The 26,210-nt window shown below is 59.8% G+C and carries 20 protein-coding genes and 2 pseudogenes; 8 read left to right on the plus strand and 14 right to left on the minus strand.

Annotated elements, in window-relative coordinates:
- The 3 genes and pseudogenes from DXK50_RS23550 to DXK50_RS23560 all read right to left on the minus strand — a co-directional run.
- Nucleotides 1-193 (minus strand): hypothetical protein (locus DXK50_RS23550; RefSeq protein ID WP_212631960.1); only part of this gene is annotated, 193 nt, incomplete at its 3' end.
- A complete protein-coding gene (locus DXK50_RS23555) occupies nt 190-768 on the minus strand; it encodes an antibiotic biosynthesis monooxygenase (protein ID WP_212631961.1) in 579 nt (192 codons plus the stop codon). The genes DXK50_RS23550 and DXK50_RS23555, both read right to left, overlap by 4 nt.
- 63 nt (nt 769-831) lie before the next feature.
- Nucleotides 832-1,469 (minus strand): annotated as a pseudogene (locus DXK50_RS23560) (hydrolase).
- A gap of 262 nt (nt 1,470-1,731) precedes the next feature.
- Here DXK50_RS23560 and DXK50_RS23565 point away from each other — a divergent pair.
- Nucleotides 1,732-2,193, plus strand: a complete 462-nt coding sequence (locus DXK50_RS23565) for a Rid family hydrolase (protein ID WP_212631962.1) — start codon at nt 1,732-1,734, stop codon at nt 2,191-2,193.
- On the opposite strand, the gene DXK50_RS23570 is transcribed toward DXK50_RS23565, so the two are convergent.
- The 6 genes from DXK50_RS23570 to DXK50_RS23595 form a co-directional block, all read right to left on the minus strand.
- Nucleotides 2,190-3,185 (minus strand): LysR family transcriptional regulator, encoded by a 996-nt coding sequence (locus tag DXK50_RS23570; RefSeq protein ID WP_212631963.1) that lies wholly within the window; start codon nt 3,183-3,185, stop codon nt 2,190-2,192. The genes DXK50_RS23565 and DXK50_RS23570 overlap by 4 nt on opposite strands.
- A 93-nt stretch (nt 3,186-3,278) precedes the next feature.
- Entirely contained in the window at nt 3,279-4,586 is a 1,308-nt protein-coding gene (locus DXK50_RS23575; protein ID WP_212631964.1) for an NAD(P)/FAD-dependent oxidoreductase, read from the minus strand.
- A gap of 112 nt (nt 4,587-4,698) precedes the next feature.
- A complete protein-coding gene (locus DXK50_RS23580; protein WP_212631965.1) occupies nt 4,699-6,066 on the minus strand; it encodes a glutamine synthetase family protein in 1,368 nt (455 codons plus the stop codon).
- 432 nt (nt 6,067-6,498) lie between these two features.
- Nucleotides 6,499-8,301, minus strand: coding sequence for a methyl-accepting chemotaxis protein (locus DXK50_RS23585; protein WP_461818891.1), 1,803 nt, complete (start codon nt 8,299-8,301; stop codon nt 6,499-6,501).
- Between the two features lie 138 nt (nt 8,302-8,439).
- Nucleotides 8,440-9,516, minus strand: a complete 1,077-nt coding sequence (locus DXK50_RS23590; RefSeq protein ID WP_212631967.1) for an FAD-dependent oxidoreductase — start codon at nt 9,514-9,516, stop codon at nt 8,440-8,442.
- The gene (locus DXK50_RS23595) at nt 9,513-10,526 is read right to left on the minus strand and encodes an AraC family transcriptional regulator (protein ID WP_161867606.1); all 1,014 of its coding nucleotides are present in this window, start codon (nt 10,524-10,526) and stop codon (nt 9,513-9,515) included. Before DXK50_RS23595 ends, DXK50_RS23590 begins: the two co-directional genes overlap by 4 nt.
- Nucleotides 10,527-10,629: 103 nt before the next feature.
- Here DXK50_RS23595 and DXK50_RS23600 point away from each other — a divergent pair, with 103 nt between their 5' ends.
- A complete protein-coding gene (locus DXK50_RS23600) occupies nt 10,630-11,688 on the plus strand; it encodes a fatty acid desaturase (RefSeq protein ID WP_212631968.1) in 1,059 nt (352 codons plus the stop codon).
- A 168-nt stretch (nt 11,689-11,856) separates the two neighbouring features.
- Nucleotides 11,857-14,736 carry an EAL domain-containing protein gene (locus tag DXK50_RS23605; protein ID WP_212631969.1) on the plus strand — a complete coding sequence of 960 codons (2,880 nt, stop codon included), beginning with the start codon at nt 11,857-11,859 and terminating at the stop codon, nt 14,734-14,736.
- On the opposite strand, the gene DXK50_RS23610 is transcribed toward DXK50_RS23605, so the two are convergent.
- The 3 genes from DXK50_RS23610 to rpmB all read right to left on the minus strand — a co-directional run bounded on the left by DXK50_RS23610 (nt 14,724) and on the right by rpmB (nt 16,603).
- A complete protein-coding gene (locus tag DXK50_RS23610) occupies nt 14,724-15,938 on the minus strand; it encodes an HDOD domain-containing protein (protein WP_161867603.1) in 1,215 nt (404 codons plus the stop codon). The two genes, DXK50_RS23605 and DXK50_RS23610, sit on opposite strands and share 13 nt — an antisense overlap.
- Nucleotides 15,939-16,200: 262 nt before the next feature.
- Nucleotides 16,201-16,356, minus strand: coding sequence for a 50S ribosomal protein L33 (rpmG, locus tag DXK50_RS23615; protein ID WP_003464575.1), 156 nt, complete (start codon nt 16,354-16,356; stop codon nt 16,201-16,203).
- A 10-nt stretch (nt 16,357-16,366) separates the two neighbouring features.
- Complete coding sequence (gene rpmB / locus DXK50_RS23620) at nt 16,367-16,603, minus strand: 50S ribosomal protein L28 (protein WP_003242523.1); 237 nt, start codon at nt 16,601-16,603, stop codon at nt 16,367-16,369.
- Nucleotides 16,604-16,947: 344 nt separating this feature from the next.
- On the opposite strand from rpmB, the gene DXK50_RS23625 reads away from it, so the two are divergent.
- The gene (locus tag DXK50_RS23625; RefSeq protein WP_212631970.1) at nt 16,948-18,525 is read left to right on the plus strand and encodes an ABC transporter substrate-binding protein; all 1,578 of its coding nucleotides are present in this window, start codon (nt 16,948-16,950) and stop codon (nt 18,523-18,525) included.
- Nucleotides 18,526-18,647: 122 nt separating this feature from the next.
- Here the strand turns inward: DXK50_RS23625 and DXK50_RS23630 are convergent.
- Nucleotides 18,648-18,806, minus strand: a pseudogene (locus DXK50_RS23630) (JAB domain-containing protein); the annotation flags it as partial.
- Nucleotides 18,807-18,912: 106 nt separating this feature from the next.
- Here DXK50_RS23630 and DXK50_RS23635 point away from each other — a divergent pair.
- From DXK50_RS23635 to DXK50_RS23650, 4 genes are read left to right on the plus strand one after another with little or no spacing between them, the layout of a single operon-like run.
- Nucleotides 18,913-20,031, plus strand: a complete 1,119-nt coding sequence (locus DXK50_RS23635) for a tyrosine-type recombinase/integrase (RefSeq protein ID WP_212631971.1) — start codon at nt 18,913-18,915, stop codon at nt 20,029-20,031.
- Nucleotides 20,028-22,286 (plus strand): hypothetical protein, encoded by a 2,259-nt coding sequence (locus DXK50_RS23640; protein WP_212631972.1) that lies wholly within the window; start codon nt 20,028-20,030, stop codon nt 22,284-22,286. Before DXK50_RS23635 ends, DXK50_RS23640 begins: the two co-directional genes overlap by 4 nt.
- Before the next feature lie 5 nt (nt 22,287-22,291).
- A complete protein-coding gene (locus tag DXK50_RS23645; RefSeq protein ID WP_212631973.1) occupies nt 22,292-24,322 on the plus strand; it encodes a hypothetical protein in 2,031 nt (676 codons plus the stop codon).
- The gene (locus DXK50_RS23650) at nt 24,312-24,902 is read left to right on the plus strand and encodes a hypothetical protein (protein WP_212631974.1); all 591 of its coding nucleotides are present in this window, start codon (nt 24,312-24,314) and stop codon (nt 24,900-24,902) included. Before DXK50_RS23645 ends, DXK50_RS23650 begins: the two co-directional genes overlap by 11 nt.
- A gap of 226 nt (nt 24,903-25,128) precedes the next feature.
- Here DXK50_RS23650 and DXK50_RS23655 read toward each other — a convergent pair whose 3' ends face one another.
- Complete coding sequence (locus DXK50_RS23655; RefSeq protein ID WP_212632026.1) at nt 25,129-25,932, minus strand: inositol monophosphatase family protein; 804 nt, start codon at nt 25,930-25,932, stop codon at nt 25,129-25,131.
- Nucleotides 25,933-26,210: the final 278 nt, after the last annotated feature.

A 26,210-nucleotide genomic window follows, 5' to 3' on the forward strand; every position in this document is an offset into this window, starting at 1 on the left:
CAGGATCGACCGTATGCAGACGGCCATTGAACAGGATGAGATCGGCGCTCATGGAGCCTCCCGGGGAACTGGTTGAAGAGTCATTGGCGAAGGTGGCGAAAGGCAGGGCGGACCAGATGGCCCCGGCGGCGCCCAATACTCCGCCGGCAGCAAGGACGCGGCGGCGGCTTTCATCGTGCGGATTGCGGCTCATGAGCGCTTCTCCTGGCCGTGAGGCATCAGCCAGGCAGCAAATGCGCGCGTGGCCATGGGCATGAACAGGTACACCACGAGCAGAACGATGCTCAGGGTGATCAACACTTTGCTCAGCAGATGGCCTGCGAGCCATGGAAGCATAGTGAATACTGGCTGCCACAGCGCCGGCACCAGAAGGCTCAGCGGCATGATCACCAGAAAGGTGACAATCGCCTGCTTCCAGCGCGGCGGTGGCTGCACGGCATCCCGTGGCACGAACCAGAAATCCTTGCCCAGCAACACTTCGGTGTCGTCACCTGCGCGCAACAGCGGCTGAACCTCGACGACCAGTTGCTTGCGCACCTCGGAGTCGAGCCAGCCCTGCATGTGCGACAGCTGGTCAAAACGCAGCACGCAGGTGAAATGCACCAGGCCACCCTGGCGCTCACGCGCGACGTCGACGCCCAGGTGACCAGCGCAATCGCCGGCGATGTCGATGATCTGGCGCAGCCAGGTTTCGTAACGTTGCTCGTGTTGCTGCTGCACCTGATGGCGCACCACCAGGGTGACGGTGTCCGCTTGCGTCTGCTTCATTGTCTGTCTCCGCATCTGATGCGAGTTGGAACCAGCCTCCGCCGCGCGAAGGCTGGCATCGGCTCAGATAGGAGCGGCGACTGGCGCCAGAGTCGGGCCGTGCTGCACGCGCTCGGGCGCCTTGTGGACCATGGTGTAGGCGTAGTCGACGCCCATGCCGTAGGCACCGGAGTGCNACGCTGCCATTCCAGCAACACCTGCTGCCAGGTCACCGGTACCACGCCGGCCTGGATCATGCGCTGCATGGCGTAGTCGTGGGCCGCCTGGGTGGTGCCACCGGAGGCGTCGGCGACCATGTAGATCTCGTACCCGGCATCGTGCATGGCGGACAGGGCGAAGGTGGTGTTGCACACCTCGGTCCACAGGCCGGAGACGATGATCTTGTTGCGACCGTTCTTCTTCAGCGCGTCCCGCACTTTCTGGTCGTCCCAGGAGTTCATCGAGGTGCGCTCCAGCAGCGGCGCATCGGGGAACACGGCGAGCAGCTCGGGGTAGGTGTGGCCGGAGAAGCTCTCGGTCTCGACCGTGGTGATGATGGTCGGCACGTTGAAGATCTTCGCCGCCTTGGCCAGGCCAACGGTGTTGTTCTTCAGGGTCTGGCGGTCGATGCTCTGCACACCGAAGGCCATTTGCGGCTGCTGGTCGATGAAGATCAGCTGGCTGTTGAAGGGAGTGAGAACTTCGGTTTTCGGATTGCTCATGGCGGTTACCTGTCTGCTGAACTGATTATTGTTGGGCACCCATCCCGGTGCTCGTCTTTGCCCCGGCGGCGTCGTGGACTCGCTGGTCACGACCGGAACAGGGACTCAAGTTAGCGGATCGACAGGCGCTTTGTTCGTGCATTTTTGCGCCTCCATGAGCGCAAAAATGCACCTTCCACAGTGCATGGCCGGTGCTAGGATTTTCCTCCCGACCACTCGGGAAGCCGCGAAATACGCGGTCCTTACATGCATGGAGAAGGCAATGGCAGCTTCACGTCCGTACAACGAAAACACCGCCTATTGGGGCGTTCCATGGGAAGACGCTTACGGCTATCCGCAGGCCAGAAAGGTGGGCGACGAAATCTTCGTATCCGGCCAGTTCAATCACGATGAAAAGGGCAATCTGGTCGCACCGGCGCCGCTGGACAACGAAGGCCGGCCGAGCGATTTCTCCGCGATGGGCGACCAGATGCGCAGCGCCTACGACAACATCGCCAAGCTGCTGGCGCTCTATGGCGCGACGCTCGCAGACGTCGTCGAAGAGACGCTGTTCGTCCTCGACATGGATGCGGCATTCGCCGTGGTTGGCAAAGTGCGCAAGGCCGCCTATGGCGCCGAGCGGCCACAATGCGCCAGCAACATCATCGGCGTATCCAGGCTGGCCCAGCGGCCGCAACTGATCGAGATCGCCTGCCGGGCGGTGATCGGTGCACGCGCCGACTAAGTCGCGCTCCCGGTTTCGTCCAACGCAACCGGGAGAGCCCGCTGCCCTTCGATCAGCGCCTTCTGCTCGGCCACGGCAGCGGCGCAGAACGCCATGAACGCCTTGACCCGCCACGACTTGCGAATGTCCTGGTGGGTAAGCAGCCATAGCTCGTCATGGAGCTCGGGCACCACCGGCCCGACGCGCACCAGCCCGGGCGTGATATCGCCCAGCATGCAGGGTAGAAAGCCGAAGCCAAGCCCCGCGGCGATGGCCGCGCTCGCCGCCGCGACCGAATCGGTACGATAGGAAATGCATTCGGCCGCCACCCGACATTCCAGATAGCTCGCCGCCCTGAGGCCGGACAAGGCGCCGGAGTATGACACCCAGGCCTGGCCATCGAAGGGGTCAGCACTCGACGCATGCCCAGCGCGTCCGTACGACGCCCAGGCGATGGTCGCAAGCTTGCGCCCGACCAGGCTTTCCCCCGGTTTTCTCGTCGCGCGCACGGCGATATCCGATTCGTCCCGGGCCAGGCTCAGGGTCTGGTTGCCCACCAGCACCTCGACGGCGATGCCTTCGTTGACGACCTTGAAGTCGGCGATGATCGGCGTGAGAAAGTGCAGCAGCAACGAGTCACTGGTGGTGATGCGCAGCTTGCCCTGCGGCCCCTGCCCCGCTCGCGACACGCGCCGCGTGACGCTGACGATATCCAGTTCGACCCGCTCGCCGAGGGCGCGCAGTTCCTCGCCCTCGGCAGTGAGCATGTAGCCCGAACGACGATGGTCGAACATCGCGACACCGAGCGTCTTCTCGACCTGCGCCAGGCGGCGCGACACGGTCGAGACGTTGATGCCGAGCTTCTTCGCCGTGGCGGCGCGATTGCCGCACTCACTCAGCGTCTTGATGATGCGCAGATCGTCCCAGGAGAGCTGGCTTACCGCTTCGCCCGCATCCCATTTTCCAGCAGCTACGCTCGGGCTCGATGAAGCATTTCTAGATGACGAACTCACGCCAGGGCATCCCAACTACGGTGTGCGTCCATCATACGAAAAGGCTATCGGCGAACCAAGGCAGCCCCCGTCATCCGGGCGAAGGCTGGGCTTTCAGCGCAGTTTTTCCAGCATCTGGTAGTACCACATGCCGGCCGCCAGCATCGGGTTGCCGAGCTGGTCGCCGAGCGGCACCTTGATGTGCTTACAGGCGGCGAAGGTGTCGTACTGCTCCAGGTCGCCGGTGATGGCCTTGGCCATGATCTCGCCCATGATGTGGCTGGTGGCGATGCCATGGCCGGAGTAGCCCTGGCAGTACCAGACGTTGCTCGACAGCTTGCCCAGCTGCGGGATGCGGTTCATCACGATGCCCATGGCGCAGCTCCAGTGGAAGTCGATCTGCACGCCCTTGAGCTGCGGGAAGGTGCGCTCGATGCACGGCCGCAGTTCACCGGCGATATCGCGCGAATCACGCCCGGAGTAGTTGCAGCCGCCGCCAAACAGCAGGCGACCGTCGGCGGTGAGGCGGTAGTAGTCGAGCACGAAGCGGCAGTCGTATACCGCCAGGTCCTGCGGGTTGATCTCTTTCGCCAGCTCGCCCAGCGGCGCGGTGGTGACGATGCCGCCCATGGCCGGGAAGATCAGGCCCTTGAGCTTGCGCCGCTCCAGCTTGTGGTAGACGTCGCCGGCCAGCAGCACCTGTTTGGCCTCGATCCGCCCGCCGCGGGTGACCACCGCCGGGCGCTTGCCGTGAACGATCTCCAGCACCTCGGAATGCTCGAAGATCAGCGCGCCCAGGCTCTCGGCGGCCCTGGCCTCGCCGATGCACAGGTTGAGCGGATGCAGGTGCATGTTGCGGCTGTTCCTGATCGCCCCGCAGTAAAGCTCGCTGCCCAGTTGCGCACGTACGCCGGCGGCGTCGAGCAGCGTCACCTCGTCACCCATGCCGCGGCGCAGCGCCTCTTCGAAGGAAGCCTTGAGCTCGTCCATATGGCTGGGCTTCATCGCCGCGTGCAGATGGCCGTGCTTGAGGTCGCAGTCGATGCCGTACTTCGCCACGCGATTCTTGATGATCTCGTGACCACGCCAGCGCAGGTGCCAGATGAAGTCGTCCACCTCCTCGCCCAGGCTGTTGCGCATCTGCTTGCGCATGGCCTCGTCGCCGGACAGGCTGCCGGTGACCTGGCCGCCGTTGCGCCCGCTGGCGCCCCAGCCGACCTTGTTGGTTTCCACAACCGCCACTTTCAGTCCGCGCTCGGCCAGCTCCACCGCCGTGGCGATGCCGGTGAAGCCGCCGCCGATGATGGCCACGTCCACCGTCACGCTGCCCTGCAGCGTCGGGTAGTCGGTCTCGAAATTGAGCGAGGCCGAGTAGTAGGAAGGCGCGCGCTCTGCGGCGGGTTTGACGGGTTGCTTGATCATGTTCACTGCTTGTCCTTGGGGTGCGTTGGCACCGATGAATCTGGGATCGCGGCTGAAGCCGCTCCTACGATGCCGGCCTGGTAGGAGCGGCTTCAGCCGCGATGCTGTTCAGTCAGGCGTTGCTCAGGTACCAGCGCCAATCCTGCTCGCCGACTTCGCCCATGAACTGGCGATACTCGGCGCGCTTGACCGCGAGAAACACCTTGAGGAAATCGGCACCGAAGGCATCGCGCGCCCAACCGGACTGCTCCAGCGCCTGGATCGCCGCCGACCACTGGGTAGGCAGATGTTCCGTGGCCTGGGCATAGCCGTTGCCCTCGATCGGCGCACCGGGATCGAGATGTTCGCGGATGCCGCGGTGTATCCCGGCGAGGATCGCCGCCGCGGCCAGATAGGGGTTGGCGTCGGCGCCGCAGATACGGTGCTCGACATGCCGGGTCGGCGCCGGGCCGCCCGGCACGCGCAGGCTGACGGTGCGGTTGTCCACACCCCAGGTCGGCGCCAGCGGCGCGTAGCTGTTGGCCTGAAAGCGCCGGTAGGAGTTGGCGTTGGGGCAGAACAGCAGCAGCGAGTCGAGCAGGCCGGCGAGCATACCGCCCACAGCCTGGCGCAGCAGCGGCGTGCCGGCAGGATCCTCGCTGGCAAACAGGTTGTTGCCCTGCCCGTCGGCCAGGCTCACGTGCATATGCATGCCGGTGCCGGCGATCTCGGCGAACGGCTTGGCCATGAAACAGGCCTGCATACCGTGGGCATGCGCCACACCCTTGACCAGGCGCTTGTAGCGCACCGCCTGGTCCATGGCTGCCAGCGCCGGGCCGTGTTCCAGGGTGATTTCCACCTGGCCGGGGGCATACTCGGAAATCGCCGTACGCGCCGGGATGCCCTGGGCCTTGCAGGCGGCGTAGAGATCGCGCAGAAACGGCTCGATCTGTTCCAGCTCGCGCAGGCCGTAGACCTGGGTCTGCCGCGGGCGACCGCCGTCGGCGTCCAGCGCCGGCTGCGGGCGGCCCTGGGCATCGCGTTTCTGATCGAGCAGATAGAACTCCAGCTCGCAGGCCATCACCGGGTGGTAGCCGTCGGCCTCCAGCTGCTCGATCACCCGCACCAGCAACTGACGCGGATCGGCCGGCGTGGCCGGCAGGCCTTCGCTGGGGTGCATCGATACCTGCACCGCGGCGGTGGGGATCTGCCGCCAGGGCAGGCGCACCAGGCTGCCGGGCAGCGGATAGGCGCGGCAGTCGATATCGCCCACCTCCCAGACCAGGCCGGAATCCTCGACGTCCTCGCCCTGGATGGACAGGCCGAGCATGGTGCTCGGCAAGGGCCGGCCGCTCTGGTACAGCGCCAGTAGCTCCTCGCGGTGCAGCAGCTTGCCGCGCGGCACGCCATTGGCGTCGAGGATGAACAACTCGATCAATTCGATATCGGGGTGGCTGGCCAGGAAATCCTGGACCTCCTGCACAGCAGCGAAAGTCGTCATATCGCACTCGCTTGCGCCAGTCGGGCGCTCGGTGTCCGCACGGCCCGTTCGACTCTCGAACAGGTTGCACAGGCAGACAAATGGGCATCGGCGGCTGCGGACATGGCGCAGCCATCGGAGTCAGCGGGAGGGGACGATGTCCGGCGGGCGCGCGTGGCGGCAATGCCACAGCGCCCAGAAGGCGAGGATGATGGTCAGCAGCGGGTTGAGCCGCTCGAGCAGGCGGCGCCGCGCCGGGGCGCGGTGGAGCGGAACAGGGACTTGGCAGGCCGGGGAGTTCATGGCTTGGCAGCGTCGCACAGGGTCTGACGTGCGTTAAATCGGGATTTTCATACGCTTGGTTATGCGTTGGCTAAACAATCCCCGCCCACGCCCAGCCATGGCTCAGGCCATGCGCACCGCTGTCCAGGCAACTACCAGTGGCAGCGCATCTCAGGGCTCCGGCCGATAACCCAGACGCAGGCCACCCCAATGCCGCCCGCGCACCATGATCGGTACCGACAGGTCATGCATCAGCTCGCCGGTATCGCGCATGTAGGTCTGCAGCAGCAACGCCTGCTTGTGGCTGCCGCAACGGATGCCGGTGCGGTCGTTGAACAGGCGCTTGCCGCGGCTCTTGGCGGCATCCACCGCCGGGTCACCGCTGGGCGGGTGGTTGAATGCGGCGTTATGGGTCGGCACGTAGCCTTCCGGGGTGGTGGAGATGGCGAACACCAGCCCTTCGTGGCGCTTGAGCAAGGGCTCCTGCAGCGCCGGCAGCACCTGATCGGCGTACTGGTCGAAACGCGTGCGATATTTCTGCGGCCGGGTGCCGGGTATCGGCTGGTAGTGGCGATCGAACAGGTCGTCGAGGCTGATGCGGCCACCCTGCAGATCCTGTTCGAACTGCGCGGCTATGGCTGCCGCACCCTCGCGGGCGAGGTCATAGGCGCGCTGGTGATAGTCGTCCAGGCCCACTTCGGCGAGCTGTTCGCTGACCGTCTCGGCCTGGCCGACCAGGTGATCGGCGGCAGCGGCGAGCTGCCGCGTCTGCCCTTCGCTGCCCTGCACATCGTCCTGCAGCTGCAGCGCAGCCGCCGACAGGCTGGCCAGGCGCTGATGGTTGTCGGCAGTGCCGGCGCTGATCTGCGCCACCTGCTGTTCGACCTCCTCGGCCTGATCGGCAATGCCATGCAGGCGGCTGCCGGCGGTCTCGATCTGCTGCGCGGCCTGCTCCAGCTCGACGCTCTGACGCTGAATGTGGGCGACCACCGCCGTGCTCTGCTGACGGATGTCGGCGATCATCTGGCTGACTTCCTCGGTGGCGCTGGCGGTGCGCGCGGCGAGGTTGCGCACCTCGTCGGCGACTACGGCAAATCCCCGGCCCATCTCGCCGGCGCGTGCGGCTTCGATGGCGGCGTTGAGCGCCAGCAGGTTGGTCTGGCTGGCGATGGACTGGATCACCTGGGTGACCTGCTCGATCTGTTCGGTACGACTACCCAGCCCATCGATCAGCTCGCGGCTGGCCAGGGTTTGCGCGCTGAGCTGCTGCATGCGCGCAATGGCCTGGCTGAGCTCGGCCTGGCCGCTGGCACTGGCTTCACGCACATGCTGCGCGGCCGCCAGGGTGTGTTCGGCACGGCCAGCGCTGTCCTGCTCGGTGTGGGTGATGGCCTCGGCCGCCTGGCTGACTTGTTGCACCGCGGCCAGTTGCGACTGCAGACGCTCGGCCAGATGCTTGACCGCGTGGGCGACCCTGGCCGCAGACAGCGCGTTGTGGCAGGTATGTCGCGACAGGCCGCGGCTGAGTTCGACGAAGTCCGTCGCGGCAGCGGGTCGAACGACGGGCGCGGCATCGTCACGACGCTGCCAGGGGCCGAGCCAGGGCCAGAGCGCCAGCAACAGGAGGGACGGCACGCTGACATAGGCCGGTAGCTGCACCTGCTGGTAGACCAGCATCAGCGCGGCCAGCCCCAGGGCGTGGAGAAGGCAGGCAACGGGTGAACGGATAAAGGCAGCTTGCATGACCGACCTCAGAGTTCTTGTTCTGGTGCGCGAGGCGCTGTAGGCGGACGGGGTCACGGCGGGTTCTCTCCTTGAATATCCCACGCACCCTGGGCAGCGGCTACGTGTTCGACAGGCCCGACGAAAATAAGCATACGACCGGGCACCATGACCCGGATTCGAACAGCCTGGAAGCACCTGCACCATAAAACTTTGGTAGTACGCCGTCATGAATTTAGACGGTCCGCCCATTGGCAGACTGATCGAACAGGCTTCCAGCGCCGCCTTCGGTGGGTGCACCCAGTCACTGTATCGACGCCTAGCCGCCGGGCATTAGCGGCGGGAGGAAAACGCTTCCGGCGTAAGCGCCCCGGCCTGGGTTTCCGATGGTTAACCCACCATGCGGTGGCGCTTTAAGAAGCGTCGGTCCAGCCAGTCCTTGCAATGCCCGTACAACTGCCCGCCAGCGCTCCAGTCATGCCAGCCCAGCAACGCTCCACCATCACCGGTGGCAAGCAGCGCCAGGCTCTGCCATTGCGCACGGTACTGACGCAGCGGGCGGCCCTGTAACGCCGCCTGAAGGTTGGCACCGAGTACCGGCGCCTGACGCACCGCGAATCGCCCGCTGCGACGCATGCCGTCGAGGCTGGCGCTGTCGCCGACGGCGAAGATCTGCGCATGGGATTCGCTCTGCAGAGTCGGACGAATGGCGATGAATCCGCCGGCATCGCTGGCCAGCTGGCTGGCTGTCAGCCACGGCCAGGGTCGCGCACCACTGGCCAGCAGCAGGCGCCGGCCACGCCATACCGGCTCGTCGCCGCTGAGCAGCCAGTCATCCTCGATCCGCCCGATCGGACAATGTTCGCGCACCTGTACGCCGCGCTGACGCAGATGGCCCAGCGCGCGCAGGCGCAGCCCCGGTGAAAGACCATCGAGCAAGGTGCCGCCACAGAACAGCGCCAGCGCCGGTACCTGGTCGGCCAGTGCCAGGGCCAGCTCTACGCCGCCGGCTCCGCCACCGAGAATGGCCATGCGCCGCGGCTCGGCCTGCCACTGCTGCCAGCCTTCGAGCAGCTTGTCGATGGGCCTGGCGGCCAGCACCTGCATGGCATCGCCCTGCTGCGGCGGGATGGCCATGCCGGCACCGACGTTGAGCGACAACCATTCGCCATGCAGGCGGCGTCCGTATTCGAGTTGCAGGATCCGCGCATCGGCATCGAGCGCAGCGATCTCGCCCTCGATCAGATCGACCTTGGCTGCACGGCACAGCGGCTGCAGCTCCACGCGGCAATCGTCCGGGCTGAACCGGCCGCTGATCAGCCCCGGCAACATGCCGGCATACCAGGCCTCGGGCCCGATACTGAGCAAGGCGATACGACCGGGCGGGCGCTCCACCAGGGCCCAGCGGCGCAACACACCAAGATGGGCATGGCCAGCCCCGGCCAGGATCAGGTCGTACCGGGTCATGCGTCGCTGCATCCGTCGCGGTACTGGCTCGGCGTCTGCCCGGTCCAGCGCTTGAACGCTCGGCCGAAGCTGCTGCTGTCGCTGAAGCCGAGCAGGTAGGCAATCTCGCTGATCGAACAGCGCGGGTCGCGCATATGCCGCAGGGCCAGGGCGTGGCGCGTCTCGCCGAGCAGCGCCTCGTAGCTGGTGCCCTCCTCGGCCAGGTGACGCTGCAGGCTGCGCAGGCTCAGATGCAGGGTCTGGGCAATGCGCTCGGCGGAGGGCTCGCCATCGGGCAATTGCGCCTCCAGACAACTGCGCACCCGCTCGCTGCAACTGGCCGCCTGCAATTGCTCCAGATTGCGCCGCAACACCGTCTCGTTGTGCTCGGCCAGCTCCGGGTTGCCATCGTCCAGGCGCTGCTCGAACGCGGCACGAGGGAAACGCAGCAGGCTTTCCTCGGCATCGAACTGCAGCGGCGCGCGAAACACCGCCTGCCAGGGCGCCGGGTCCGCCGGCCGTGGGCGTTGCAGCTGCACCAGCAACGGTGAGAACTCCCGACTCAGGCGATTGCGACAGCTACGCACGTAGATCGCGGCGAAGGCGTCCAGCGCTTCGGGCGCCGGCGCGGGGCTGCCTGGCGGTACGCGAAAGCGAAACTCGTATGCATCACCGACCTCGCGCAGCTCCAGTTGCAGCGCATCGCTGACCACCCGGTGGTAACGCACGATGCGCTCGAACATCTCGCGCAGGCTGCTGCTGGCGATCAGCGCATAACCCAGGGCATGGAAGGTGGTCGGGCTGACGTACTGCGAGGTCTTCAGGCCCAGCGCCGGATCACCGCTGGCGGCCACTGCCAGTTGCCACAGGCGCGTGGTCAGCGACAGCGGGCAGCGCGCGTTGGGGTCGTCGAGCAGCGCCGGCTCGAGCCCCGCCTCGCGGCACAGGGCAGCGCTGTCGAGCCCGAGGGCATCGAGCTGCTTGCGCAGGGCGCGGGTCCAGCTGGCCAGGGTGGTGGGTTCGGCGGTCATGCAGATTGGCGTATCCGGTAGGCAGGTTGGCGTGCACGGTCGGGCGCTCTGACGACCGTCACGGCACAGTGAAGTCACAACCCGATAACAAGAGGATGTCGGCATGTCCCCTTCTCCCGCAAGCCTTAATGACCAGCAACGCGCCGCTTATATCCGTGAACAGGTGATGGCCCACGGCAATGCCCTGCGCCAGCGCTACCCGATCCTGCAGCATCAGGACGCCCTCGGCGCCGGCATCCTGGCTTTCGCCCTGCTCGGCATGATCGGCTCGGCAGCCTTGTACATCGGCGGTCATCTGGCCTGGTGGGCCTGCCTGCTGCTTAACGCCTTTTTCGCCTCGCTGACCCACGAGCTGGAGCACGACCTGATCCACTCGATGTACTTTCGCAAGCGCCCCGTGCCGCACAACCTGATGCTGGCGCTGGTCTGGCTGGCGCGGCCGAGCACCATCAACCCCTGGGTACGCCGCCATCTGCACCTGAACCACCACAAGGTGTCCGGCAGCGAGGCGGACATGGAGGAGCGCGCCATCACCAATGGTGAGCCCTGGGGCATCGCGCGCCTGCTGATGGTCGGCGACAACATGATGAGCTCGTTCATCCGCTGGCTGCGGGCGAAGAACCCCGAGCACCGCCGGCTGATCCTTACCCGCACGCTGAAGGTCTACGCGCCGCTGGGGCTGCTCAACTGGGCGACCTGGTACCTGTTCCTCGGTTTCCACCTGCTGGGCTGGGCCGCCACCGCGCTCGGCGCCCCCATCGCCTGGTCGGCCGCCACCCTGGGGGTGATGCAGGTCGTGAACATCGCCGTGGTGGTGCTGGTCGGCCCCAACGTGCTGCGCACCTTCTGCCTGCATTTCATCAGCTCCAACATGCACTACTACGGCGACGTCGAGCCGGGCAACGTGATCCAGCAGACCCAGGTGCTCAACCCCTGGTGGCTGTGGCCGCTGCAGGCGTTCTGCTTCAACTTCGGCAGCAGCCACGCGATCCATCATTTCGTGGTCAAGGAGCCCTTCTACATTCGCCAGCTGACCGTGCCCTTCGCCCATCGGGTAATGCGCGAAATGGGCGTGCGCTTCAACGACTTTGGCACCTTTGCCCGTGCCAATCGCTGGACGCGTTCTCGGAAGGCCCGCGAGGAGCTTACGCAGGCCGCATGATCGAGGCGCTGCGGCACGCCCATTCGTCACGCGATCCTGACGGATGAGACCCGCAGCGCAATCATCGCGCCAGTAGTCAGCTAGAATCCTCCTGCGCCCGACCGCTCCTCAGACCCAACAGCGTCCACCGGATCTCGGCGCCCTCGTAGTAGCCATGAGGCGCCCAGGATGCTTCGACCGCTTCGCGCACTGATCTTGCTGCTCTGCCTGGCCGGTGCCGTGCCGACCTGGGCAGGCAGCGGGCTGCCGCTAATGAAGCTCAGCGCTGCCGACCTGGCCAGCCCCGTGAGCATCGAACACAGCCTGCTGCTGGAAGATCCCAGCGGCCAGTTGAGCGCCAGCGAAGTCCTGCAGCGCATCGAGACGGAAGGTCGGCAGATTCAGGGCAGCGCGCGCATCGGCTATACGCGCAGCGCCTGGTGGCTCGCCGTGCAACTGCAGGCTCCAGCGGCCGAGCGTCTGCAACTGATCATCGGCCAGGCCTTCCTCGATGATCTGGAGGTCTGGCTGTTCGACGGTGAGCAGTCACTCGGCCCGCTGTACAGCGGGGCCCGACGTGCCTTCGCCGAACGTGGCGAGCCCTATCCACAGTTCCTGCTCAATCTGCCCCGCCTGACCGATGGCCCGCACAGCCTGCTGCTGCGCGTACAGAGCCATTCGGCGATCAACCTGCCGCTGCAACTGGTCGGTGCGCAGCAGGGCCAGCAGTTGATCGCCTACAGCTGGCTGCAGAGCGGCCTGCTGATCGGCGCACTGATAGCCCTGGCGCTGTTCTATCTGGTCAAGTACAGCACCCTGCGCGAAGCGCAACTGGCCTATTTCAGCCTCACCTCGCTGTGCGTGGCGCTGTACAACGCCAGTCTGTACAACCTGGCCGGGCTGCTCTGGCCGCAGTGGCCGCATCTGCCCAAATTACTGGTCAACCTGCCCACCGCGGGCATGATGATCTTCAGCTCGCTATTCATCGCCAGCGCGCTCGGTCTGCGACTGGGTCGCCTGCGCTGGCTGCGCGACGCCCTGTTCGCCGCTACGCTGCTGGTCAGCGTGGGCAGCTTGCTGGTCGAGCATCCCTATGCCTACCAAACGCTGAACCTGCTGATCCTGGCCACCGGGCTCTATCAGTTGCTGCTGATGGGGCTCGGCATCGCCCAGCGCCGCCCCTATGCGCCCGGTTACCTGCTGTGCTGGAGTGCCGCGCTGGCGCTGATGCTGCTGGTTCCGCTGAGTCGCGCCGGGTTGATTGCGCTGCCCACCGGATTCTATGCGCTGTACGCCTACCTGCCGGCGTTGAGCATGCTGCTGTTCGGTGCCCTGCTCGACAAGCAGCTGGAGCGCGTGCGCCGCGTGCTGCTGAGCAGCCAGGCGCAGGCCATCGACAACCTGGAACAGTATCAGGCGCTGTTTCGCAACAGTGGTGAGGGCATATTCCGCTGTCAGCGCGACGGCCGACTGCTGGAGGCCAACCCGAGCCTGGCGCGTCTGCTCGGCGCTGCAAACCTGCCGGACGATATCGACCAGCTCTCCCTGCAGCGTCTGCTGGGTGAAGCGCAGTGGCGTTCACTGCTGCGCCAGCTCGACGAGCAGGCCGGCATGGTCAGTTGCGAGTGTGAACTCTACGACCTCAAGCAGCGCCCGCTATGGGTCTACCTGTCACTGCATCTGCGCGTTCAGCGAGACTGCATCGAGGGCATCGTGGTCGATCTCAGCGAACGTCGCGCTCTGGAAGAGCGCCTGCAACAACTGGCGGCCCACGACGCCCTGACCGGCCTGCTCAACCGCCGCGAGCTGGAGCGGCTGCTGGCGGAAACCCTTGGCGGCACTGCCAAACGGCGCTTCAGCCATCTCTTGCTGCTGGGGCTGGATCGCTTCAAGCAGGTCAACGACCTGTTCGGTCACTCGGCGGGCGATCAATTGCTACGCCAGCTGGCCGGCCAGCTGCAGCACCAGCTGCCGCGCCATGCCGAGCTGGCGCGCGTCGGCGGAGACGAGTTCGCCGTGTTATTGCGCGAGGTCGATGACGGCGCCGCACTGGACCAGGCCGAACAGCTACGGCGAGCTGTCGAACAGTTCGTCTTCACCTGGCAGGGACGGCCATTTCGCCTGCACGTCAGCATTGGCATGCTGGCCTTGAGCTCTGGCGTACGCGACTGGGAAACCGCGCTGAACTGGGCCAGCAGCGCCAGCCAGCTGGCCAAGCATCAAGGACGCAACCGCGTGCAGCAGTTCAACCCGGCCGATGGCGCGCTGCTCGAACATCAGCGCCAGCTGCAGTGGATCACCCGCCTGCGCGAGGCCACCGAGCGCGGTCATTTCGAGCTGTTCTTCCAACCGGTACAGGCGCTGCAGAGCACCGTGGCCGGCCTGCATTACGAAGTGCTGCTGCGTTACCGTGACCCACACAGTGGCGAATGGATCAGCCCGGCGCAGTTTCTCGACGCGGCGGCGCGCTACGACTTTCTCGGCGCCATCGACCGCTGGGTGATCCAGCACCTGTGCGCCTGGCTGGCTGCCAATCCGCACCATCTGGCGCAGCTGGGCCAGGTCAACGTCAACCTAAGTGCCAGCTCACTGCTCGATTGCGACTTTCACCAGTTGCTGGAGCAGGAATTGGCCCGTCATGGCCTGTCGCCCCGCAAGATGTGTATCGAGGTCACGGAAATGGTCGCTCTGGGCGAGCTGGGCGTATCGGCACAGTGGATCGAGAAATTGCGCGGCAAAGGCCTCAAGGTCGCGCTGGACGATTTCGGCAGCGGCTTTGCCTCCTACGCCTACTTGCGTCACCTGCCGCTGGATATCCTGAAGATCGACGGCAGCTTCATCAGCGGCATCGAGCACGACCCGATCAACCAGGCCATGGTCGGCTCGATGCGCCAGATCGCGGCGCAGCTCGGTCTGGTCACAGTCGCCGAGTTCGTCGAAACCCAGGCCAGCCTGGACTGCCTGCGCCGCCTGGGTATCGACTACGCCCAGGGCTATTTCGTCGGTCATCCGCAGCCCCTGCGCCAGCTCGCCGACGACGCCCGCCGCCACGGTACTCAGCAAGCCTGATAGAGCGCCGCTGGCAGACGTTCGAGCAGCGCCAGATCGAGCCGTAACAGACGCACGCAGCGCGCCTCAGCCAGGCTCGTCGGCTGCTCGCCGGCCGGCAGCGCCAGGAGCAGGCCGCTGAGGTTGAGCACCAGCGCCTCGCGCGAGAACACACCGCTGCCCAGACCATAGAACGCCGCGATCAGCTCGCGCAGGCCGAATGGCAGACGCCAGCGAATACGCAGAGCCGAGCCGAAGCTCGCCGCGCGGCGCTGCATGGCCTGGTCGATCTGCGCGTTGCTCAACTCACCGCCGGCCTCCAGCCAGTCCTGCAGACTGCGCAGCAAGGCCAGCTCGCCCAGGTTGTGCAGCAAAGCAGCGGTGTAGCACAGCTCGGCATCGAGCCTAAGCTCGAGCGCCAGCCAGCGCGCCAGGTCGGCACTGCGCCGTGCCTGCTGCCAGGCATGAGCGGCCAATTCGGCCAGGCGCGGATCGCGCAGCTGGGCGTTGCGCTGCAGGGCCAGCCCCAGCACCAGGTTCAGCGTGCGTGCCACGCCCAGGCGATGCAGCGCCTGCGCCAGCGTCTGACAGGGCACGCCCTGATGCTGGGCGGCGCTGCTGGCGGCAGCGATCAGTAGTGCTGTGATCTGCGGGTCACTCCCGAACACCGCCTCCAGTTCACCGAGGTCCTGCTCGCCGGCCTGCAAGCCCTGACTCACGGCATTACGCACGTCGCTGAGCAAAGGTGCACCCTGCCCCTCTTCGCGAATCGTATCGAGAAAGTCGCGCAGCTCGCTGACCAGCAACGCCGGCCGCGCCGTCACGGCACCCGCAGGCGCTGGCAACAGGGTACGCAGGCGCTGCCGCAGACTCTCGGCATTGAAGGGTTTGGCCAGATAGGCGCTGGGCGCCAGCGGCCGCGCGGCGCGCACGCTGCTGGCATCGAGGCGACCGCTGATAAGCACGAACGGCAGTGCCGGCGTACGCGGATGACGACGCAACTGGCGCAGTAGCTCCAAGCCGTCGAGCCCAGGCAACTCGCCATCGGCGATCACCAGGTCGGGCAGGTGGCGCTTGCAACGAGCCAGTGCCGCCTGGCCATCACTGACCTGCAACACACGGGCATCGCCACGCACATCGAGCACCAGCTGCTGCAGCAGATTGGACGTCCAGGGGTCGGCTTCGGCGATCAGAACTTCCACACAATGAGCTGAAGCAGTCATGCGAGCCTCTGGGCAAACGACGAACGGAAAGTGCCCGAACCCCCTGTGCCCACATCCAGCAAAAGTGGATGGATATGTCAGTTCCACGGCAACGGCGCAGTCTAAACTCGAGCCTTGTGTGACGTAAGTGACAGATGATCGAGTTGCGCAAAAACAGGCGCGACCAAAAGTCGCTGTGCCCCGCGCAGGCGTGAGCAGCGGAAGAGCAGGCACAAAAAAGCCCGCCGGTATGGGCGGGCTTCTTCGACAGGCAGCCGATCAATTACTTGATCTTGGCTTCCTTGTACATCACGTGCTTGCGTACGACCGGATCGAATTTCTTGATTTCGATCTTGTCGGGGGTGGTGCGCTTGTTCTTGTCGGTGGTGTAGAAGTGGCCGGTACCGGCGCTGGACACCAAACGGATCAGTTCACGCATGACTCTCTCCTTAAACCTTTTCGCCGCGAGCGCGCAGCTCAGCCAGCACTACGTCGATGCCACGCTTGTCGATGACGCGCATGCCCTTGGCAGAAACGCGCAGACGCACGAAGCGCTTCTCGGACTCGACCCAGAAGCGATGGTGCTGCAGGTTCGGCAGGAAACGACGACGGGTTTTGTTGTTTGCGTGGGAAATGTTGTTCCCGGTTACCGGACCCTTACCGGTAACTTGACAGACTCTCGACATGCCTCAGCCCTCTAAAACCACATGCCCAACCCGGCATGGGTTGGCCGCTTAAACTCAATGTCATTGGCGCTCAGCGCCGCGTTTCTCGAGGGTCTTACCGGGCGCACTGGATAGCGCAAGAACCGGGCCCCTAGAAAAGAGCGCTGCTTTATACCAGAAAGCCCCGGGAGCAACAAGGAAAACCGTAGGATAAAACACTGGCCCTGCTACGCAGACTGCTCGGGGGCCGGGGTTCTGGGGGCTGATCAAGATTCGACCGCTCGTCGCCTTCTCCCGGTATTCATGCCCGCGCAAATCGACTAGGGTTGCAAGCTTAGCGTTCCACAGGGAACAAGGAGTCCGCCATGCGTCTGTTACTCGCCACTTTGCTGTGCACCCCGCTACTGGCCCAGGCCGCCACCCTCAGCGTATGCACCGAGGCCAGTCCGGAAGGCTTCGATGTGGTGCAGTACAACTCGCTGACCACCACCAACGCCTCCGCCGACATGCTGATGAACCGCCTGGTGGAGTTCGACGCCGAGCAGGGCAAGCTGCTGCCGAGCCTGGCGCGCAGCTGGACGGTCTCCGACGACGGCCTGGTCTACGATTTCACCCTGCGTGACGACGTGCAGTTTCACCACAGCGCCGACTTCAGCCCCAGCCGCCACCTCGAGGCTCAGGACGTGGTGTTCAGCTTCCGGCGCATGCTCGACCCCGAGCATCCCTGGCACAAGGTCGCCGTCAGCGGCTATCCACACGCCCAGTCGATGCAGTGGCCCAGCCTGATCGCCAAGATCGAGGCGCCGGATTCGCATAGCGTACGTATCACCCTGAACCGCCGCGATGCCACCTTCCTTGCCACCCTGAGCATGGGCTTCGCCTCGATCTATTCCGCCGAATACGCCGACCAACTGATGGCTGCCGGCAACCCACAGAAGCTCAACAGCGCGCCAGTGGGCAGCGGCCCGTTCGTCTTCGAGCGTTTCCAGAAGGACGCCGTAGTGCGCTACCGGGCCAACCCGGAGTATTTCGCCGGCAAGCCGGGCGTGGATCGGGTGATCTTCGCCATCACCCCGGACAGTAACGTGCGCCTGCAGAAACTGCGCCGTGGCGAATGCCTGGTCGCCCTGTCGCCCAAGCCGCAGGACGTGCAGGCCATCGCCGGCGACACCAAACTGAAAAGCGCACAGACCGCCGCGTTCATGACCGCCTTCGTTGGCATCAACAGCCAGCACCCACCGCTGGACAAACCGCAGGTGCGCCAGGCGATCAACCTGGCCTTCGACAAGGCCAGTTACGTCAAGGCCGTGTTCGAGGGCAGCGCCGAGCCGGCCGATGGTCCTTACCCACCGAACACCTGGAGTTATGCCAGTGAACTGCCCGGCTACGCCCATGATCCCGAGAAAGCTCGCGCCCTGCTGAGCGAAGTCGGTCTGCCCGACGGCTTCAAGACCACCATCTGGACGCGCCCCAGCGGCAGCCTGCTCAACCCCAACCCCAGCCTCGGTGCGCAACTGCTGCAGGCCGATCTGGCCAAGGTCGGCATCGACGCCGAAATCCGCGTGATCGAATGGGGCGAGCTGATCCGCCGCGCCAAGGCCGGCGAGCATGACCTGCTGTTCATGGGTTGGGCCGGCGACAACGGCGACCCGGACAACTTCCTCACTCCGCAGTTTTCCTGCGCTTCGGTCGAGTCCGGGCTGAACTTCGCCCGCTACTGCGACGAGGCGCTGGATAAACTGGTTGCCGATGGCAAGGCCAGCAGCGACCAGACCGAGCGCAGCCGCCTTTATCACCAGGCGCAGAAAATCATCCAGGGGCAGGCGCTGTGGCTGCCGCTGGCTCACCCCACCGCCTTCGCCCTTCTCAGCGAAAAGGTACAGGGCTACAAAGTCAGCCCGTTCGGCCGGCAGGATTTTGCCTCGGTACAAATGGCGCCGTGAGCCGTCAACATGGTGGGCTAGAGCCCACCCTACGCAATGTAGGAGCGGATTTATCCGCGATGGGTCAGGCCCCGAGCCGCCAGGATCGCGGATAAATCCGCTCCTACCGTCAGTGCGCCGCCCTACATCCAGCCCAGCTCGGCCATCGACAGCGGCTCGCCGTCACCGACTATGAAGTGATCGAGCACGCGCACCTCCACCAGCGCCAGCGCATCCTTGAGCCGCTGGGTCAGCACGCGGTCGGCCTGGCTGGGTTCCGACACGCCCGATGGATGGTTATATATCGGGGAAAATGGCCCCCAGACGATTTGTTGACAGCGATGCTAGGTAGGTGTCGCAGGGCGACAACCGTCATGAAAAGCCCCTCTAACCTTCGGCAGGCCCCCAATGGGAACAAAAAAAATCTTGGTGCGCGGCTGCGTATATGCGGTTAACCCATTGAATGGGAAACCGCTACATTGCGACACTTACATAATTCAAGACCGAGATGCCAAATATTACTGGCATGAAAACTTATTCCTCTGCGAAGTTGCAAAATGCAAGTCACTTAACACTGTTAGATCATACGCATCCGACTTGGTAATGTTTTGCGAAATGAGCAACCCGTTAGGCGGATGGCAAAACATTACGAGCACTATAATGCGAGGCTATATCAATGGCGCAATGTTCAGCACCCGGAGATACAGCGAAAAAACGCTTGCAAGACATCTCACAACAATCAAACAATTTTATTCCTGGCTGTACGAAAAGGGATATCTTGACGCCCCCACCAATCTAGACTTTTCTTACAAAGATATTTTTATTACGGATCGATCTGCAGATCAAGCGTACGCCATCGCTCAGCACACTTTCAATGCGTCATACATAAGCCATCTGAAATTCAAAAAAATACTGACTGGCATTCAAAGCAGATCAGCATTCATTGTATCGCGAAACGAAATCATTCTACGGCTAGGATTTGAAACAGGAACTAGAGCATCAGAAGTTCTCCAACTAGACTACCCATTAGTAAGAAAAGCCATAAACAGATCCCGCGATGAAAATAACGGATTATGGGCAGCCACGACTGTACCTCTTATCGGAAAAGGCAATGTTAGGCGCGATTTAATCATACCGCCCAACCTATGCGAAACAATAATGCGATACATAAATACGTATCGCTCAAAAATATCGAGCAAAGGTCCGATTTTTTGCACTCGAGCGGGAAAAGGAATTAAAGATACAAAGTTTGCAAGTTCAATCTTTACGACAGCCTGCAAAAAAGCCCTTATTATGCGTAGTTGCCATCAGGGTTATCACGCCTTAAGGAAAAGCTTTGGTACACATTTAGTCGATGAATGCTACAAGCATGGGCGAGACCCCTGGGTTGAGGTGCCCAGACGTCTGGGGCATAAAAATGTAGATACGACGCTGAAATATATACATTTCGATGCACTTCTTAACAAACGAAGTAAAATTTTGTCCGAGCTAAATATGCGCCGCCAAAAGTTCAGGGGGTTACAGTGAACACAAACAGACCTGACTCAATCGACGACGCGAAACTGAGAGAACTAGCGAAGGTACTAAAGTCTAAAAATTTTAGCAGGGAATCAACCCTAAGGCGGCTTCTATCACCAACGGATGCACTGATAGAAACAACCGCGGAACCCGGTTACAAAGTACTTAGTCTTCCGCAGAAATTCACATCCAATGAAGCACTACAAGCGCTACTTGGATACGTGGCCACCCCTGACTATGCAAGACAGAAAAAGCCTGCTCAAAAGAAGTACATAGTGGCTTTTGAGCGCTTTGTAACTCATCTAGACAGCCAATACGAGACCAATATAATCATTGACTTACAAGTTCTCAAGGAATTCATACGTGCATGTGCCATCAAAGTAAGCGAGTTCATGAGCATCAATCACTTTATTGATATAAGACGAGCATTCTTTAGAGCTGCACCCTGCTTGTACGGAGCAGCACATAGTTGGCCGAAAGAGATAAAGGCAACGTATACAAGCTTCAAAAGCATCAAGGTTCGAAGCATTCAGGAAAAAACACCTCCTTTAGGCAAGTACCTAAAAATTCCAAGCACCCAATTCACAAACAAGGAGCTTCTATTTGGACTACGAATGGGAGCAATCTGGACGCTTAATAAAATTCAAGAGCTTCGGCAATCACTTTGCAATAACCCGAAAACCTACGACTGCTTGCTAGAACTCAAAGGCAACAACCTATCAACATACAAATTCGCTTTCAGGGGATTTGTAGACTATAAAGCCGACCCGGATCCAGAGAGATTCAACCACGAGTTAATATCAAGAATTGGAGGCGTTGTTTGGAACGATATATCTAACAACCCACTAATGGCAGAATGGCAATTCTATTCATTTAAAAAAATTAGACCACAGATTGAAAATGATAGATTCAAAGCTAACGTAGACTTTACCTCACACGATCACAAACTGTTATTACAATGTTTCATTCTTCCCAACGGAACAACTAACAAAAGGCCAAAAGCCTCGCCAGATAACATACTGGCCAAACAGAAATTTAGACCCCATCTTTCAGCACCATTTTCAAGCCTGCCCATTACTAAACCTATACTGTGGGCAGAGGAATTACTTACTCACACGCCTCTTGAAAAACTCCTAATGGTTTGGCTTCTAGCAACTGAGAGAGGGCAATCATCCGGAATCTCAAAACTGCTAATACCAGACATTATTTATGGCGCCAATAACTCGACAATACAAATTTCAACAATAAAACTTAGACGCTTGAGCGGTAGGGGAACACTGAACTTCAACTCCCAAGACGCGAGAGTATTTTCTAACATTTACAGAAGAAAATCTCCACCATATAAAACTTACGACAACTGGGTTAGGCAGCTAGCTTGCGGCATGGAGTTCGTAAATGACTTCAATCCGAAGAAAGAATTTCTGCCAACTCCAGGGAAGAGGATTCAGGGACTAATTGCAAACCCAGAAGCACCGGAGATAACCGCATCTTTTCTACCACTATTATTATTAGCCACCGAAGGGTCAACTTGGCAGCGCTCATTCTTAGCGTGTGCGAAGGGCGCTGAGCGAGAGGCAGCATCATTTATTGAAATCTTACGAAACAGGATACTCGAACTCTGGCGAGGTGAAGGAAGCAGTTCAATACCTCCCAGCGTCATAGGGCAATCATTAGTTGTTGAAACTGAGCTTGAAGGCAACCAATCATTTACCTCCAGCAGTGTAGTGTCGGAGACTGTGGGGCACACCCCCTCGACTGGTCGTAACATTTATAAAGACCGTTTCTATGAGATTGGCGTAGCCGAGATTTTCGAGCCCGTTGCGGCTTTCTCAAGGAGAGTTGGCAATGACAAAATTGAGCTTGCCAAAAGCATGGCGCTGAAGCTTTACGAATCAAACGAGAAAGTCACACTCTCAGATTTAGAAGAAATTTCAGGGTTGGACTCTAGTTCACTAACTGTAGAAAACTATCTTTCCAAACTAGACCAAGCAGGAAAGCTTGCCATATCTGGCGAAATAATTTGCGGAGACAGAACCTTAATAGTACAAACCGACATTACAGCAGCCCAAATCTTTGGCTATATAACTCACCTTGAAGCTCACCTCCCTGCGCTATTTAAAAGTCCGCGCCATGAAAACTCTATCAAGCACCTCTCAAAACTGATTTTTCTTCGAGGTATTTTTCAAGAATTTCCAGCACACCTTCAAGAGCAAGGGGTGCGACTCGCTGAAGAAATGTCTTTCCCATTCCCGCCCATCGACTAACTCACATGAATAATCTCGCGGACATAGCAAATACTCCAAAAGCCAAAAATCTTTCAATTGATGCGGCTCAGAGTTTACGCTGGGCACTAAAGATCCAAGACTTAGACAGAGTGCGAATTTCGACCCTGGACTTTCAACGTCTCAATCTCCCCCCAGAGAAGCTAATACTAGCTCAATGTATTTGTCTTGAGTTTCTTGAGGTGGAAGCGGCTACACATGATGTATTCGTTACAGACACATCTTTCACTAAATGCAAATCACTTCTGCTCATTCTTGAGATCCTACATCAGGAGCATCCAAACACTCGTATCGCAGATATTTCATTGGGCGAACTAAACAGCTTGATAATATTAATACTTTTTACCTGTCATGACGCCTCCGCCGCTGATGGAGCACCCAAATGGCAAAGGACTAGCACTCCAAAATCAAAACCACGCCTCGAAACCATAATATCTGCTCTTAAGCTTTGGCATAATATTTTCGTTGAAGGCCGTGTTAGTGACGGCCCGTCTTATCTGGTTTCTTCACAACAATTGCTGCCAATTCTCAAATCAGTTTTCGAGAATGAGGGCATTGACGTTCACGACTGGGCACAAGGAGGAACACATGGATCCATACCCTTCGTAGTTAGTCACCTACTGCTAGCCGATGCACTTGAGGTCGTCGGTTCACTCAAAAGCAAACAGGTAGCAACATACTTTTCATTAGTACAACAAACCAATACCCAGCATCACCTCAGTAGATTCTGGTCGTCATCAACAAGACTAGCCTGGCAACAATACCGCCTCACCTCTGATATTCAAGAATTAGCGCAAAAAATGCGTAGATCAAGAGATGACGCATCGAGGGCCTGTTTCGAACAACTTGCAGAACCCTTACATCATGCCCTTGCCGCATTTGTTTCTGATGGCACAGGCGAGAAAAAAATTTTCCCTTGGTGCTCTTACTCTGAACTAAGCGATGACTATAGAGAAATCATTTCAGCGATCTTGGTGATTTTTCTGTCCGTCATGGGTAAGCGAGGCCCCAGCGAGGTTGGGACGCTTCGTGCAACTGATATCAAAATTCCACTTAACGGAAAGCAGGAGTACGCGACGGTACATCCGGCCATTTTCAAGACTCATCAAGGCCAACGTCTTAGTCATGGTATAACGTGTTTTGTAGATGAGGCATTCCTTATGGCATTGACTCTCGGGAACACTAACAAGTCGGGTACGGATTTACCTCTATTCAGTGCGCCACCCACACTTACTAATCCTTGCACCCAGCCTAAGCGACTGAGTTCCGATAGGTTAAATGCCTACCTCCATTCGTACTATGCGTCATTCTGCACTCGGATATCCCAAAAGGTCGACTTTGACGTCAAAGATTTTCACGCATCTATTACATCTCATCAGTTTCGACATAGCTTTGCCGAGTTCGCACTTCGTAGATATGACGGTAATGTCGAGGAGCTATTAAGGCAACATTTCCTTCATGCATATGATCACTGGTGGACGAAAAGATATACCGCGGACAAGTTAGACAAGGACTATGTTCAACGACTTAATAAGTCCTATATCAAAGAACTAATTCCAAACATCGCATTTGATTCTAGGCTTGAGCCAAGCTACGTAGGAGGAATGGCACTTTATATTCGATCAATTATAAATGAGCAGGTGCTTTCTTTACCGCCACCAGAAGTAGAAAAGCACATTGCGTCGCTCTGCTCAAAAATAACATCGATTACTGCCCACGAGTACGGTTGGTGCCTAGTATTGAAGGAGTTTTCTATGCAGGCCAAGTGTGCTGACTCGACCGGGGCTCCATCGCCTACAAGTACATCCCAAGACAAATGTACTAGCTGTGTGAATTTTTGCTCGTCAAGGAAATCACATCTCGAAGTTAATACCCAGATCGTTATTAGCCACTTAGACTTTCTTGAGCAGGAGGTTTGGCGTTTTCCTGACATCAAGGAACGTAGTCGCCAGGCGGTGCTAAACTCTCAAAAGCTATTTCCTGAACTAAAATCACTTGGGGTCCCAGATGAGTCTTAGAGAAAAACTTAGAAATCCAAAAAATAAAGCCGTTGATGAGCTAGTTCCCCCTGCTTGGGTAGTTCAGGGGTCAGAAACCACGCAAGCTTTGTATCAATCCGCATCTAGCGAATTTATCCGTGTAACAAGTTTAATAGAGCAGAAAAAGCTTCTTTCTCCTAAGGAGCGGAAAATCGTGGCAAGTCATGTAGCACGTATCGCAGGAAGAGACCGTAGTATTATCAACACCAGGCGCCAGGCTGAGTTAGTGGACTGGATTGACCGCGCGAACGAATCTCTAGAAAAATTGTATGAATTGCATAAACCATCCAAGTCAGGCACTAAAAAAGAGAACCCTCACAATCAAATCGCAACTTTACGCAAACAGCTAAAATTATTACAAGAAACAAATGCGAAGGAATTTGTCGATAGAATCTTTGACTCAAACCTATTAGACAACAGAGACAAGCTTGCCGCCGAAGTCATAACACTGAGACGAGTAAATACAGAGCTCCTAAAGAAAATTGATATTCTTCAGGATGAACGTCAAAAGCAAGACCGTAAAATTAGCCTTTTGCTCGTTCAGTTAGGGAAACTCTGAAAGCCCGTTATTTACAAGCTCATAGCTTTCTCTGTCGCATGCCGACTAGGCTGCAATTTTCGATGAAGGACTTTTCTAGGTCATTCCTAGGCGAAAGCAAAGCCGAGATAGCACCAGGGTACTTGGACCGCATCATTAGCGTCACCAGCCACCCCGAACGGCCAGGGCCTGCGCGCCTCACGAAAGTGACTAATGAAATGTCTTCACACCAGGAAAATCTCTAGCGCTACCCGTGAAAAATGCGCCCCCAGTCTCGCGCAGCCATATCACGACATACCTCGTGCACGCCGCCAAAGCAGCGCGAAGACACCGTCCTCATCCGCTCTTCGGAGTTGTACGAAACTGGCACTCCGTCTTGATCAAGTAACACACCACCTGCGCCGATCAGCAACGCATGACCACCCACAACATCATGGGCTGACACAGGGACAAGTGACATGCCGACAACCGCATCACAAGCAGCAACACGTGCCAGGCGATAGGCGATACTCGGCATGGGGATGAAGCTAGCCGGAGCACATAGCTCCGCATTGAGTTCCGGCTTACTGGAAGCCCCGGTGCTCACCAGAACTGAACTACTTTGTAGTGCGAGCTGCTCAAGCACTCTGGGGACTGCTTGCCCGTTGCGAATCACATTCGGCAGTCCCACCGCCCAAGAGATGCAATCCGATCCACGGTCTGAAGTGACAGGCGCGTGAACCACCCCTAAAACAGGCACGCCATTGCGCAGAAGCCCCACTGAAACGGCAGATCCCACTCGCCCTTGTAAAAAATCCCCGGTTCCATCATTGGGATCGACAACCCAGCAATATTCGTGCCCCATTAAGCGGGCACCCGTCTCCTCCCCCCAGAAGTCACAAGCCAAGAGATGCAGCAAATCCGAACGCAGCTGCACTTCGATTACAGAATCGATATCTGCTTTATCACCCTGCCCCCGGGGACCGCCTATGCGATGCCACTCCAAAGCCAGTAGTTTCCCAGCGGAAAGCACGCTACCAACTACAAGATCAAGCAAGCCAGCTAAGCTCATGGGGCACCCTCCACGCACGTAGATCACCTGATCAAGATTGATCACTTTTAATGCGGCCATGGGTAGATGTAACGCCCATCGTTACCCGCAGGTTCGGCCGATGTACCATTTCCGGGTGCGAATACCGTGTTCCGGTCGCAGCGTTTGAAAAGTACAAGCAGCCGGCATCTCGTCCGAGCGGGAGGTTCCTGGCCTCTCCTGGGGCGATTAAATGTTCGATGGAGCGCCTCTCTGACTCGTGCAAACCGAGAGCCACTCTAGAGGGCATGGGTCAGTGG

It is taken from the genome of Pseudomonas sp. KB-10 (assembly GCF_018221585.1).
Taxonomy (GTDB): domain Bacteria; phylum Pseudomonadota; class Gammaproteobacteria; order Pseudomonadales; family Pseudomonadaceae; genus Aquipseudomonas; species Aquipseudomonas yangonensis.

Coding starts and splice junctions, on each gene's coding strand:
- DXK50_RS23555 (WP_212631961.1), bottom strand. CDS start 768: ATGAAGCAGACGCAAGCGGACACCGTCACCCTGGTGGTGCGCCATCAG.
- DXK50_RS23565 (WP_212631962.1), top strand. CDS start 1,732: ATGGCAGCTTCACGTCCGTACAACGAAAACACCGCCTATTGGGGCGTT.
- DXK50_RS23575 (WP_212631964.1), bottom strand. CDS start 4,586: ATGATCAAGCAACCCGTCAAACCCGCCGCAGAGCGCGCGCCTTCCTAC.
- DXK50_RS23580 (WP_212631965.1), bottom strand. CDS start 6,066: ATGACGACTTTCGCTGCTGTGCAGGAGGTCCAGGATTTCCTGGCCAGC.
- DXK50_RS23585 (WP_461818891.1), bottom strand. CDS start 8,301: ATGGGCGGACCGTCTAAATTCATGACGGCGTACTACCAAAGTTTTATG.
- DXK50_RS23590 (WP_212631967.1), bottom strand. CDS start 9,516: ATGACCCGGTACGACCTGATCCTGGCCGGGGCTGGCCATGCCCATCTT.
- DXK50_RS23595 (WP_161867606.1), bottom strand. CDS start 10,526: ATGACCGCCGAACCCACCACCCTGGCCAGCTGGACCCGCGCCCTGCGC.
- DXK50_RS23600 (WP_212631968.1), top strand. CDS start 10,630: ATGTCCCCTTCTCCCGCAAGCCTTAATGACCAGCAACGCGCCGCTTAT.
- DXK50_RS23605 (WP_212631969.1), top strand. CDS start 11,857: ATGCTTCGACCGCTTCGCGCACTGATCTTGCTGCTCTGCCTGGCCGGT.
- DXK50_RS23610 (WP_161867603.1), bottom strand. CDS start 15,938: ATGACTGCTTCAGCTCATTGTGTGGAAGTTCTGATCGCCGAAGCCGAC.
- rpmG (WP_003464575.1), bottom strand. CDS start 16,356: ATGCGTGAACTGATCCGTTTGGTGTCCAGCGCCGGTACCGGCCACTTC.
- rpmB (WP_003242523.1), bottom strand. CDS start 16,603: ATGTCGAGAGTCTGTCAAGTTACCGGTAAGGGTCCGGTAACCGGGAAC.
- DXK50_RS23625 (WP_212631970.1), top strand. CDS start 16,948: ATGCGTCTGTTACTCGCCACTTTGCTGTGCACCCCGCTACTGGCCCAG.
- DXK50_RS23635 (WP_212631971.1), top strand. CDS start 18,913: ATGGGAACAAAAAAAATCTTGGTGCGCGGCTGCGTATATGCGGTTAAC.
- DXK50_RS23645 (WP_212631973.1), top strand. CDS start 22,292: ATGAATAATCTCGCGGACATAGCAAATACTCCAAAAGCCAAAAATCTT.
- DXK50_RS23650 (WP_212631974.1), top strand. CDS start 24,312: ATGAGTCTTAGAGAAAAACTTAGAAATCCAAAAAATAAAGCCGTTGAT.
- DXK50_RS23655 (WP_212632026.1), bottom strand. CDS start 25,932: ATGAGCTTAGCTGGCTTGCTTGATCTTGTAGTTGGTAGCGTGCTTTCC.